Genomic DNA, 13208 nt, shown 5'->3' with positions numbered 1-13208 from the left:
AATTAATATTAATTATGTATTAATACATCTGCTTTTTTTCTTATATCAAGTTCTTCAAAATATTTATTTTCCAATGGAATCCAAATATCTCTAAACTTTTTACACATATCTTTACCATTTCTATTTATTATTCTTTCTTCCTGAGTATTATCATCAACATCAAAAAATATTTTTAAATCATAATAACTTATAAGCTCAAGATGCATACTATATACGCCTTCAATTATATTTAATTTCTTTGGCATAACACCTCTATATTCTGTTAGTTCTTGTACCTTACAATCAAAAATTTGATATTTAAAAAGATTATTTTTATTAATATTTTCTAATATCTCTTCTTTGAAACGAGTATAGTCTACATTTCCCCCTGCCTCTTGTAATCTTTCTTTAGTCTTTAATTTAGCTGGCAAAAAGAAATCATCCATATGAAATAAATTACAATCATATTTTTTATTAAGCAAATCAGAAAAACTACTTTTACCTGCTGCACTTTTTCCATCTATTGCTACTAAAACTTTGTCTTTAGATTCCAAGAGCTTGTCTATGTTTTTAAATATAATTTCCTTTGAACTCATATTATATAATACCTACTCGTTCTAATCTAATAACTATTATTGGAATGAGTATTAATTGAATAATGATACCTATCATAGAAGTAGCAAATGCCCCTGTTATAAACATATCTATAGTGAAATTCGTATTATTTAAAAAGAATAAAAAGTAACTAACTATTCCCCAAACTATTCTTCCACTAATCATTGCAACTATTAATGATATAAAAACAGATATTTTGCTCTTTTTTAACATACTATATAATAGTCCTGTAACTAACCCATATATTCCTAATTCAAAAGCCATAGCTATAGCAACTGGAAATAATGGCGGCATACCAACTAAAGCACTTCTAAGTAAAGGAGTTATAATTCCAACGAAAAGACCATATTTCCACCCTACTATAAAACCAGCTAGTAATACAGGTATATGCATAGGTAATAAATTAACACCTAAACTTTGAATATTGCCTGTTATATATGGAAGCAAAATACCAAGTGCTATAAACACTCCTGATAATGTAATTTTATTAACTGTCTTCTTCAAATTTTCACCTCTAATTGTATATTTTTTATTTGCATAAATTATTATAACATAAAAATCCATCTAAATTTATTTTTACTATTGCTCTCTTTTATTTAATTTTTCTTTTACTTTTTTTATATTTTCATCATCTTTAAAATCATAACCTTTTAAATAATATACTTTATCTTCCCATCTTACTACTGCTATAGTTTTATCACTAGATAGATAATATATTTCATCTGAATTCCAAATTTCATTTTTACCTTTTATAATATTTTTATCAATAATTTCTTTGAGCACATTATATTCATCTTCTGTACCCTTTGCGCTTTTCAACTTAATATATTCCTCTGTACTTAAAACTGCCATAAGAGAAAGTTCATATTCCATGTTCCCTTTGGAATCTTTATATTCTTCCATGTGAGATTTTCTCCTATTAATAATAGCATCAACTACTACTTTAGCAATATTTTCATTTACAGCATTATAATATCCTGTTGCTTTGTCACTGGTATACCATCCATTATAATAATTCTCAGGAATAAATATACTACTATTTTTTTCTATAAATTCATAAGTAAATTCATCTTCTATATTAATTGAAATAATAGATGTTAATATAACTGCAGAAATTATTACTATTATTATATACATAACTTTTTTGCCTTGTTCTATTTTTTTCTTTTTAAATGTATATCTAAATATAGTTCCAAAAGAAAAACCTACTACTGCTGGAATAAATGAATATAATCTGTTTATATCATCATATTTTACTACTTTATAAATTTCGTCTATAAAAAACAACACAATAAATATTCCACTAAAAATCATTAGATAAGGTATAACTTTACATTGAATGTTTGAATAATTGAATTCCAAATCATTTCCTAATTCTATATTTTTCTTATTTTTATATAAAAATTTTTTATATGTTATTATTTGAATAATGGATAGTGGTATAATAAATATGCTGATAGAAATAATTAGTAAAGGAGTATTTGATATTAAAAAATTTAATAAATCAATATCACTTAGAACAGACCATAACATTATAACAAAAAGAGCTATTAATATATAGTATCCTATTAATTCTCCTTTTGCTATTTTTTTAATTGCTCTAAATTCTTCTTCTTTATCAGTATGTATATCTATTAAGTCTTCATCACTTTTTTTATAATAAATATAATATTGATGACTCCGAGTCACATATTTCCAACCAGTACTTTCAACGACTTCTTTAAACTCATTTAAATCAGATTTAGTCTTTTTATTTAAAAATGTTTCTATTTCATATGGAGTAATAGAAAATTCTAAGGCTTTGCTTTCTGTTTTTTTAAATATAAAAAATGTACTCAAAATAATCTTTTTTAGCATCCAGCCCTTTTTTGCCATTTTAGATAGGTACTCTTCTAATGCTGGATAATTAGTAAGATTTATATTCCTTATAACTATTTTTCTATTCATCATTATCCCCCTTTAATGATATTATTTGCATCTTTTATAAGCTGATTTAATCTCTCTATTTCCCTTTTTACAAGTTTTTTCCCATTATCATTTATTATGTATATTTTTTTATTATCTTTTTCTGTTACTATATCAATATAACCTGCTTCTAAAAATCTACTAAGCAAATTATATAGTGTCCCTGGACCAACTACTACTCTTTCATTTGTAAGTTCTTTAATAAAATTCATTATCTCATAACCATGTCTTTTTTCATATAAACTCAAAAGTACATAAAACATTGGTTGAGTAAGTTTGTCAAAATATCCCATATCATTCACTCCTAATTGTATCGACTATCGATATGATTATATTATATATCGACGGTCGATATAATGTCAATATTTTCAAAATAAAAACAGACTAAAATTTTAGTCTGTAAATAATCTAATATTCTCCTCTTTTAACTTTAGATGATATTAACCAAAATGGAACTGCAAATACTATCACAAAAAAGTCCAATAATACATCTAAATCTCCATCAAAATATAAATCATTTAATACATTTGTAATTAAAAATGTTAATCCCGCAATAAAAATATTAAGGGATAGATCTTTTGATAATTTCTTTTTATCCTTTATTTTTTTAGTGTCTTTACTTCTTTTTGTATAACCCATTAAAAAAACATATTCTTTTTTATATATTAATAATGCTAAAAGCATTATTAATATACTTAAGACTATATCTAGCATGTGATTGTCCCCTTTGTATGATTAACATAATGAACTTTTTATCTATATCATTTTTTATTATGGTTATTTTCATTATATTACATAATTCTATATTTATCATTTTTCATTTTAATATTTATAGTATTTTCCTAAACATTGCTTTTATCTAACTTATGTAATAGAATAATAAATATAGAGTACTTTAACGAAAGGATGGTGTATATGAATTTTGATATAGATATTTTCTTATTTATTTTCACATTTATAACAATGTTTTTTGCTATCTTTTATATTGCAAGAAATTATGATTTAAATATATTGTCATATAATAATGTAAATATATCTAATTATCAAATTTATAGCTTAAAATATACCATCTTAAATAATTTATATACTAACAATTATGATACTTATAATAAATTTAGGTTGTGGTTATTTGTAGTGGAATTCTAATATTTTATAGTTAATAAGTTTTAACTATAAAATATTAGAAGGAGTGTATATATTGAATATATTACAAACATTGTTTGATACTATGAATAGCTTTACAAATGACTATGGAATCACAATTATACTTGTAACTGTTTTATTTAATTTAGTTTTACTGCCATTAACTATAAAACAGAGGAAATCTATGAAACTAATGGAAGGATTAACTGAAAAAACTAATGAATTAAAGAAAAAATATAAGAATGATGAAGAAAAGTTGAATAAAGAGGTACAAAAACTCTATGCTGAAAATTCTAAATCATTTCTAGGGATATTACTTTTTTTTATACAGATGCCAGCTTTTATTGCAATGTATAGATTGTTTACCAATAATGTTACAAGTGTTTCAACAGTACTATTCCCATGGTTAAATTCACTTTCAGTACCAGACCCATATTTTATACTTCCATTAATATATATATTAGTGCAAGTTTTTCCTAATATATTATCAAGTATAAATATTATAAAGAATACTAAGGTGCCAAAAATATCTAAGCAGATTATAATTGTTCCAGCTATAATGGCAATATTATTAGTTTCAAATATGCCATCTGCCCTTGGAATATATTTTGTAACTTCTGCATTTATTCAAAGTACACAGAAAATATTATTATAGATTCTATAAAAGCTATGATTTAATTAAATCATAGCTTTTATTTGCTATGTCTATTTATTCCTATTAATTTTTATTATTTTATATACTACTATTTCTTCATACTCATATTACTCTGAAAAAATTCTATTGCTTTCATTTCAAAAATCATTTTATTTTAAATTTACAATTTACTTATCATTGCAAATTGTATGAAATAATTAAAGGAATATTCAAAAAATTATGTTTTTTATGTTTAATATTAAATTTCTGAGGTATATATATAATACTATTAACAGAAGGAGATGATTCCACCAAAGTAAAAAAGTATTAAATTCATTAAATTAACAAATCCCTAAATATTATCATCAAAGTAATTGTCTAAATGCTTATAATAATTTCTTAAATGTGCAATAGCAAAGTTTAAGAAATATTATCAAATCATTTAATATGACAAACTTAATGATAGTATGAAAAAATGAAAAGGTACCATTTAGAAACAATAAGTATAACATTTAAGGTTATGATATTTAAAGTAACAGTATAACTTTTATTTACCTTAAAAAAGTAGATATAAAGTAATTAAAAAACTTTAAAATGACAAACCTTAAAAATTTAGTAGTAAAATTATTTAGAATTTGAATATAATTAAGTAGGTGATTTAGTATAAGTAATCGATTTATAGGAGTTATCTCCCTAATTAATAGTGATTTATAAAAAGAACATCTCTAATTAATAGTTTTAAGAGATGTTCTTTTTAATATGCAAAATAATTTTAGAAGCATTTATTTTTCTAAAATTTTCTCATATGCAAACCTTTCACTTCCATCTTTTATATATATAATTCCACAGTATTTAAATCCATTTTTCTTTAAAAATTTCTGCATGGATTTGTTTTTTCTATGTGTATCTATTTTTATGCTATATATATCTTTTTCTTTACTTAAATTTTCTACCTCTTTTAAGAATTTAGTTGACATTCCTGATCCTTTATAATCCATATCTATAGCCATTCTATGGATTACTACATATTTATCATGGGTAATCCACTCACCTTCATATATATCTTCATAAGTTTCTTCACCATCAAAACTAACTGATCCTGTTACATATATTTTTTCATTTTCTTCTAATATATAACTATAACCATTGTTTATATCTTCTTTTATTGTATCACTATTTGGATATCCATTTGTCCATTGAGGTATTCCTTCACTATGCATATAATTTTGTGCTTTTGTTATTATATCCATTATTTCATCTATATCTTTAAATTCTGCTAATCTAAATTTCATGTTTTCCTCCTTTACTTGAATTGCCTTGAATTTTATTTCTAATACTCATCATCTTGTGATCAGTTTCTGCAATAGTATTTGCACATCTTTTAAGTTCTTTTTCAATTTCCTTTGAATCTTCTATACCTTTTTTATACTTTAATTCATGCTCAAGGCTTGCCCAAAAATCCATTGCAACCGTTCGGATTTGTATTTCTACTCTTATCCATTGCTTACTATCTGAAAAGAAAACAGGAATTTCAATTATCATATGATAACTTCTATACCCATTAGGTTTAGGATTCTTGATATAATCTTTAACTCTAATTAATTTAATATCATCTTGTTTTGTAAGCATATCTGAAATTTTATATACATCATCTATAAAAGAACAAACTACTCGTATTCCGGCAACATCATTAAGAGAATTCATAATTGATTCAATACTAATTTCTTTTTCTAATTTTTCTAACTTATTTACTATACTAAGAGGTTTTTTAACTCTAGATTTAATAAATTGTATTGGATTTTTTCTGTTAGCTAGAGATAATTCATCATTAAGTATTGTAAGTTTTGTAGTTACTTCTCTAATAGCAGATTGATACATCATCATAAGTTCATTGAAATAAGACATTCCTTGAAAGAATTTTTCTGGATCATTAGGTAATGATGATTTATTTAAAACTATTTTATTAAAATCTTTATTTATCATTTGCTTTCACCTCATATAACACTTTTATACTTAGTCCAATAATACTATCTAAGTATATTTATTCTATGTACAATTATATCATTTTTTTATAAATACTAAAATATAAATAAGTTCTTAACTCATTGTACAATGAGTTAAGAACTTATGATTTTTTAAAATTCCTTAGCTTCGTATATTGATTTCGATACAAATAGAGATATAAAATATAGTAATATACTTATTCCAAATAATATAAGGCTAAATTGATTTAAATTTAATTCTAATATATTTTTCATCAAAGTACTTTCTGCTATATTTATATTTAATCTATTAAATATATTGGGGGATAATATAACTACTACATAGAATATAGAATTAAATATTTGAGCTTTGCCTAAATTATAGTATTGAAAGGGTAAATTAAATACTAAATACATAATTATTATTGATGATATGATTAATATAGCGTTTAAGGCTAATGGACTTCCATAGACATCATCAAATATTATTTTACTTGTATGTGATGATATATATACTATTATAGATGCAAAAATTATATATATGAGCATTGATACATATCTAGATTTGACTACATCAAATCTCTTAATAGGCAGAGAAACTATTAGTGCATTTGCTCTGGTCTTAGCTTCTTTAGTAGTAAGCATAATTATAGTAAAATATACACTGATAATAGTTCCAAGTAAATATGCTAAATTAGATTTAATTGGATTGTCTAGAGATACTCCTATGTAACCACTTACTATGGCTGCTATAGGTATAAATAAATTCATATAACTTACTATTCTTATATCTCTCATTATAAGACTAAACATAAAAATCCTCCTTTTAATAAAATTTTCTGCTTTTATATAAAGCAATAGAAATTCCGAGTGATATAAAATATATTACAGCTACTATAGAAAGCGTTAATAATATACTTGAAGTTTTTGATAAATCTAAATTTGTATATAATTCATTCAATACTCCTGCATTTATCATGAAAAATATATAAATAAACATATTGATGAAGTTTGCAATCTTAGATGTAAATTTAAATTGTGCAGGTAATAATATAGATGTTGCAAAAACTGTAATCACAAATGCAAAAGCTATAATGCTTATATCAATTGTTATTTCATCTAAAATCCCCAGTGTCTTTATTAGTAGAAGATAAATAAATGTATAGATATTTCCCATGATTAAACTTATAATCATACTAATATATTTGCTAATTACTATATCTCTTTTTTTAACCGGTAGTGATTGGATTAATACATTGGGTTTATCCCTTACTTCATAAGAAAAAGGAATATATAATACCATATAGGTAAATGTAAGTATTGAAAATAAATATATGCCATTCATATCTTCAGCCCCTAATACTAAAACGAGAAAAGGTACAAATAATAATAATATCATGTACATTGATTTATTTGAAAAGACAACTGTCATATCTTTTTTAATCAAATTAAATATATTCATACTTACCTCCTCACCGTATAAAACATTATATCTTCAAGGGATGGCTTTTCTATCAATACTTTATCTTTAGATAGTTTTTTAATAATATCTTTATTATCTGTAAGTGCTTCAAATCCTACATTCGTTTCTCTAATACCTATAAACTTACTTTTTACTTCTGAGCTTAATATTTCTTTTCCACCCTTTATCACTTTATACTGTTCTAATATTTCATCTTTGGGTTTTGAAAAAACTATTTCTCCATCATTTATAAATGTTATATAATCAGCTATCTTTTCAAGATCTGTAGTTATATGAGTTGAGAAAAATATTGACTTATTTTCATCTTGTATCACATCATATAATATATCTAATATTTCTCTTCTAAATACTGGATCAAGACCTGATGTAGGTTCATCCATTATAATTAAATCTGCATTATGTGATAATGCAATACTTAAGGAAAACTTCATCTTCATCCCTTTTGAAAGTGTCTTTATTTTCATATTTTCATCTAAAGAAAATTTTTTCATATATTCCTTAAATACTTTTTCATCCCACTTACTATAAAATGGTGCTACTATATTTTTCATCTGTTTGATAGTTAAATCTTCATAAAAATATGATTCATCATAGGCAAATCCTATCCTCTCTTTTACTTTTCTTTCGTATTCTTTGTTATCAAGTCCAAATATTTCAATACTGCCTGAATCTCTTTTTATTAGATTCATTATTAATTTTATTGTAGTAGTTTTCCCAGCTCCATTTGGTCCAATAAACCCCATAATATAGCCTGGTTCAAGATTTAATGATACATTTTTCAATTCAAAATTCTTAAACTTTTTATTTAAACTTTGTACTTTTAACATATTATACCTCCTCAAATAAAATCCTTAGCATTTCTTCTATTTCTCTATAATTTAATCCTAGTAATTTTGATTCATTAACTACTTCTACTAATTTTTCTTCTATAATTTTTAGCTTTTTTTCTTTCATAAGTTCTTTGTTTTGCATAGCTACAAAAGAGCCTTTTCCTTGTATAGTCTCTATAAACCCTTCTTTTTCTAACTCTTCATATGCCCTTTTAGTAGTGATTACAGATATTTGTAAATCCTTTGCAAGTCCTCTTATCGAAGGTAATCCTTCTCCTACTTCTAATTCTCCTTTTATTATCATAGATTTTATTTGGCTAGATATTTGTTCATATATAGGATCATTTGAAGAATTGGATACTATAATTCGCATACTCCACCTCTCTTTACTGTTTACTATGTATATACTGTTTATATATTATATATACAGTATATAGTTGAAATTTTATTTTGTCAAGAATAAATACAAAATAAAAAAGATGCTATTAATAGCATCTTTTTTATTGATTATTAATTTTATTATTTAAAAACTCTATTACTGAATTTCTTCTATATACTACAAATTTGTGTTCATTATTATCATACGTAAATATGGAAATACCATTTGGAATAATTTTTAATGAATTAAATTTTGATATTTTATCAATTTCATCATATTCTATTCTAGTTTCTCCTTTTTGTCTGTTTAAAGAATGAGAGATAAAGATGATTTTTCATATATAATCCATATTTATTTAAATTTATAAGGTTTTTCTACTCTCATTTCCATAATATATCCACATTCAGTACAAATATCAGCTATTATATTTGACCCAAGAGACATAAATGTATTATTTGCAGGAAGCATTTTACCATGACCTATTTGTTTACCTTGACCTATTTTATTACTTCCACATTTTGGACATACCTTATTTTCTACTATCATATTCTGACTCCTCTATTTATATTCATTTATTATTTCTTCTAAAATTTCTGCTCCTTGTATTATTAAAGGTTTGCATCCTTCATTTTCATCTCTTTTTGTTTCCTTTATAACCTTACAATCAGTATTTTTAAATTCTTTTTCAAATTCCTCTATCCATTTTTTAGCTATTTCTTTCATCTTAATATTTTCACTTGGCTTATTTTCTGCAAACATAATTCCTATTGCTGCAGCTCCTCCTGTAAGAATTCCACAAGTTTTTTCAGAACATAAACCACCGCCAAAAGGTGCCATTACTTTTAAAGTGTTTTTATCTAAGTTTAAATTGTAATAGTCATTGCAAGCATTTAGCACTACTTCTGCACAGTTATAATGATATAAATGTCTTTTATCACCATATTTAAGTTCTGATTCAATATATTTTTTAGCTTCATCTTTTAACATATTTTTATCCCCTTTCTACAAGTTCATTCCCTTTTCAAGTTCAATAAATTTTATATCCTTTTCATCTTCATAATCATCTAAACAAAATGACTGTATATTTATATTATCATGACATTTTATAAAATAAGATTTTTTTGTAGTATCCATAATAGAAGTATATAAAGTTTCATTTTGAAGTCTTTTCTTCATATCCTTTACAGATCCTTTTGGTATATCAAATTGAGAAAGTATTCTAAATGCTTGGAGTATAGCTTCATTTCTCCCTAAATCTTTAGGTGTATTGGATACAAAATAAGCTGCTCTTATGAATCTAGATGGAGATGTAAAATCACCAGGTAATCCTAACATCCCAGTTCCTTCTCCGAATTTTGAAATAATTTTCCCATTATAATTAGCTTCTTCAACATTTTCTGGATTCAAGTTAATATAATTCTTTAGATTAGTTGTATTCCAAGGAAAATCTGGAGAATTTGTTAAAATCCCATATGGATTTTCATAAGAAATTAGTATACCATTCTTTGGTTCTAATACAATTTTCTCTCCTTTAGCATCCATAAAGAAAAAATGAATACTTATAGATATATCTTTTTCATCATTTCCATGTTCTAATAGTACAATATTTTTTGATTCTTTTTTTACTTCATTTACATCTTTACATCTAGTTAACAAATAGTCAAAAGCATTAGATGTAGTCATATTTACCTTTCCATCTATTGATTCTTTTGCAAATGAGGCATACTTTGGGAAAAAATTATTAGATCCCATAAGTCCCATTTCATTTATACCATCTCCAAATGAAGCTATATCAAAGAAACTAGTACCTATCGTGGCATATTTTGAAGAATACTTTTTATCTTTTGTATCAATAAAATTTTCTTTACTCTTTGGTACATACATTATTTTATTGTCTAATTTTATTCCAAGTTCCAATGTCCTTCCACTTACAAAACCTTCATTATATGAAAACCCTATAGTTGTACACATTTTACATTCTCCTTTTATTCTATTTTTTATTTAATTAATATTCTATATACCCTAAATAAAAAAATAAAGACAACAATATCTTTAATACCATCATCTTTATTAATTTATTTATATTAAATTTTAAATTTCTCTATTAATGTATTAAGTTCTTCTGCAATTGTAGAAAGTTCTTCACTAGCACCTGATATTTCAGTAATGGCAGCTGTCTGTTGTTCCATACTTGCAGAAACTTCTTGACTACTTGCTGCATTTCCTTGTGATATACTTGAAAGATTATCCATTATTTGTCTTATATTTTTATTCTGATTAATCATTTCATCACTAGAACCATTTACTAATTTTATTGCATTTTGCATTTTATTTAAAGCACTTGCTATTCCATTAAATTTTTCACTAGTTTCATTTACAGTTATGCTTTGTGATTCTACGTTCCTTCCTACATCTTCCATTGTATCTACAGCAGTAGATGATTTAGAAGTAAGTTCATTTATAATATTTCCAATTTCCTCAGTAAATTTTTCAGATTCCTCTGCAAGTTTTCTTATTTCATCTGCAACTACTGCAAATCCTCTTCCTGCATCACCTGCCCTAGCAGCTTCAATACTTGCATTTAATGCTAATAAATTCGTTTGATTTGAAATATTCTTAATCATTTCACTTGCTGTTGCAATTTTTTTAGCACTTTCACTTGTTTCTACAATTACTGATTGAACCTCTTTTGAAGATTTAATATTTATATTTGTCTTATCTATAAGATCTTCTATCAGTTCTAACCCTTCATCTTTAAGCATATTAACTTTTGAAGTGGAACTATTTAAATCATTTATATGTGAAGAATTACTATTTACTAAATCTCCAAGTTCTTTAACTGAATTAAATCCATTTTCTGTATCTGCTGCTTGTTCACTAGAACCATTAGCTATATCTTCAATAGCTTTAGATACTTCATCAGATGCTTTTACAGATTGATATGTAGTTGCTGTTAACTCTTCAGAATGAGCAGCTAACGCTTGAGCTTTATCTATTACATTTTCAATCATATGTCTTACAGATAATTTCATTTTATTTACAGAACTATATATTTCTCCAAATTCATCATTTTTAACTGAAATATTCTTTGAGTCATTAACTGTAAAATCTCCTTCTGCCATATTATTCATTTCTAATTTTAATTTGTTTATAGTTTTTATAGCATAATTTGATGTATAGAATAATATAAACCCTAGAAGTAATATTGTAATAATCCCTGTTATAACAATAGTCGTTACATTAGTAGTGATTGCAGAGTTAACACTTTCCATGGAAAATCCTATCTTTACAGCACCTACATTTTTACCATTTATAACAGCTGGATACACTATATTGTAAACTGACTCATTCTCTGATCCATATTCATCTTCATATGAAAAAGCTTTTTCTTTATTAACAGCAGAAATAGCCCCTTTATCCTTTGAAAAATCACTACCTATTCTATCTGTATTGCTATGTGCAATAGCTTTTAGATTATCATCTATAAAAACTGCATATGTAATTTCTTCAGTGGAAGCCAAGTTTTCTATAAGTTTTTGATAACTAAATTGTTCTGTTAAATCATTTATGTAATTTGCATTTATCCCTGCCTGAACTACTGAACCATCTGGATTTTTGAAAGCTCCAAATTTAAAATGATCACCACTTATAGCATCCTTTCTAATGCCTTCCATTAATTCTTTTTCATTTCCTTTTATAAGTTTTCGTATGGGATGATCATCACTATCAGGTTGAAACCCTATATTTTTAGATGTATTAGAATATGTTACAAGTGCTTCATTATTAAAATAATTTAATACATCAATGTCTAAATCTTCTGCTATTTCAGTTAGTTTTTCATTGCTTAATTCATCATAATTTCTTGACATTGTCTTAGTAGCTTTTCTAATATCATTTTCTATTGATTCATTTATTACTTCTAAAGAATTAGCATTATTTTCTATTCTACTTACAAACTGATTCAATAAAAACTTTCCATTTTCCTCCATCTGACTAATTGAACTTTTTCTAATCATATAACTTGAAATTGCACCTATTGTAACTATGGATATAATTATTACTATAATAGGTATTACTAATAAACTTGTTCTTATGGAACTTTTTTTAATTTTTGTTTTTCTCTTTTTTATCTTTAACATCTCCTAGCTTTAATATATTTTTGTCGAATTATAAGATATTATATCATTTATTGTCGATA

At 24.8% G+C, this 13208-nt stretch carries 16 protein-coding genes; 1 reads left to right on the top strand and 15 read right to left on the bottom strand.

All coding sequences use genetic code 11. From position 1 onward, the window contains the following. Window positions 1-8 precede the first annotated feature (8 nt). The 5 genes from E0D94_RS04215 to E0D94_RS04195 form a co-directional block, all read right to left on the bottom strand. Window positions 9-575 (bottom strand): uridine kinase family protein, encoded by a 567-nt coding sequence (locus tag E0D94_RS04215; protein ID WP_130806051.1) that lies wholly within the window; start codon window positions 573-575, stop codon window positions 9-11. A 1-nt stretch (window position 576) separates the two neighbouring features. Continuing rightward, window positions 577-1098, bottom strand: coding sequence for an ECF transporter S component (locus E0D94_RS04210; protein WP_242620478.1), 522 nt, complete (start codon window positions 1096-1098; stop codon window positions 577-579). A gap of 75 nt (window positions 1099-1173) precedes the next feature. Beyond that, window positions 1174-2541: a DUF2812 domain-containing protein gene (locus tag E0D94_RS04205; protein ID WP_165442859.1), complete on the bottom strand. Its 1368-nt coding sequence runs from the start codon at window positions 2539-2541 to the stop codon at window positions 1174-1176. Window positions 2542-2543: 2 nt separating this feature from the next. Beyond that, window positions 2544-2852 (bottom strand): PadR family transcriptional regulator, encoded by a 309-nt coding sequence (locus E0D94_RS04200; protein ID WP_130806048.1) that lies wholly within the window; start codon window positions 2850-2852, stop codon window positions 2544-2546. A gap of 115 nt (window positions 2853-2967) precedes the next feature. Next, entirely contained in the window at window positions 2968-3273 is a 306-nt protein-coding gene (locus tag E0D94_RS04195; protein ID WP_130806047.1) for a DUF3784 domain-containing protein, read from the bottom strand. Window positions 3274-3757: 484 nt separating this feature from the next. On the opposite strand from E0D94_RS04195, the gene E0D94_RS04190 reads away from it, so the two are divergent. Further along, the gene (locus E0D94_RS04190; protein WP_130806046.1) at window positions 3758-4357 is read left to right on the top strand and encodes a YidC/Oxa1 family membrane protein insertase; all 600 of its coding nucleotides are present in this window, start codon (window positions 3758-3760) and stop codon (window positions 4355-4357) included. A 761-nt stretch (window positions 4358-5118) separates the two neighbouring features. Here the strand turns inward: E0D94_RS04190 and E0D94_RS04185 are convergent. The 10 genes from E0D94_RS04185 to E0D94_RS04140 all read right to left on the bottom strand — a co-directional run bounded on the left by E0D94_RS04185 (window position 5119) and on the right by E0D94_RS04140 (window position 13149). Then, window positions 5119-5628: a GNAT family N-acetyltransferase gene (locus E0D94_RS04185; protein ID WP_130806045.1), complete on the bottom strand. Its 510-nt coding sequence runs from the start codon at window positions 5626-5628 to the stop codon at window positions 5119-5121. Next, window positions 5618-6319 (bottom strand): GTP pyrophosphokinase, encoded by a 702-nt coding sequence (locus E0D94_RS04180; RefSeq protein WP_130806044.1) that lies wholly within the window; start codon window positions 6317-6319, stop codon window positions 5618-5620. The genes E0D94_RS04185 and E0D94_RS04180 overlap by 11 nt, the downstream gene beginning before the upstream one ends. A 152-nt stretch (window positions 6320-6471) precedes the next feature. Next, window positions 6472-7131, bottom strand: a complete 660-nt coding sequence (locus E0D94_RS04175) for an ABC-2 transporter permease (protein WP_130806043.1) — start codon at window positions 7129-7131, stop codon at window positions 6472-6474. A 13-nt stretch (window positions 7132-7144) separates the two neighbouring features. Further along, window positions 7145-7780 carry an ABC-2 transporter permease gene (locus E0D94_RS04170; protein ID WP_130806042.1) on the bottom strand — a complete coding sequence of 212 codons (636 nt, stop codon included), beginning with the start codon at window positions 7778-7780 and terminating at the stop codon, window positions 7145-7147. A gap of 2 nt (window positions 7781-7782) precedes the next feature. After that, on the bottom strand, window positions 7783-8628 hold the full coding sequence (locus E0D94_RS04165) for an ABC transporter ATP-binding protein (RefSeq protein WP_130806041.1): 846 nt from the start codon (window positions 8626-8628) through the stop codon (window positions 7783-7785). A gap of 1 nt (window position 8629) precedes the next feature. Next, the gene (locus E0D94_RS04160; protein WP_130806040.1) at window positions 8630-9004 is read right to left on the bottom strand and encodes a GntR family transcriptional regulator; all 375 of its coding nucleotides are present in this window, start codon (window positions 9002-9004) and stop codon (window positions 8630-8632) included. A gap of 357 nt (window positions 9005-9361) precedes the next feature. After that, complete coding sequence (locus E0D94_RS04155) at window positions 9362-9556, bottom strand: transcription initiation factor TFIIIB (RefSeq protein ID WP_130806039.1); 195 nt, start codon at window positions 9554-9556, stop codon at window positions 9362-9364. 12 nt (window positions 9557-9568) lie between these two features. Then, window positions 9569-9997 (bottom strand): C-GCAxxG-C-C family protein, encoded by a 429-nt coding sequence (locus E0D94_RS04150; protein WP_130806038.1) that lies wholly within the window; start codon window positions 9995-9997, stop codon window positions 9569-9571. Between the two features lie 15 nt (window positions 9998-10012). Next, window positions 10013-10981 carry a linear amide C-N hydrolase gene (locus E0D94_RS04145; protein WP_130806037.1) on the bottom strand — a complete coding sequence of 323 codons (969 nt, stop codon included), beginning with the start codon at window positions 10979-10981 and terminating at the stop codon, window positions 10013-10015. A gap of 113 nt (window positions 10982-11094) precedes the next feature. After that, a complete protein-coding gene (locus E0D94_RS04140) occupies window positions 11095-13149 on the bottom strand; it encodes a methyl-accepting chemotaxis protein (protein ID WP_130806036.1) in 2055 nt (684 codons plus the stop codon). Window positions 13150-13208 lie beyond the last annotated feature (59 nt).

The organism is Senegalia massiliensis, assembly GCF_900626135.1.
GTDB lineage: Bacteria > Bacillota > Clostridia > Tissierellales > SIT17 > Anaeromonas > Anaeromonas massiliensis.
Note: the sequence above shows the minus strand (reverse complement) of the source record. Positions and strands in the feature narration are given on the sequence as shown.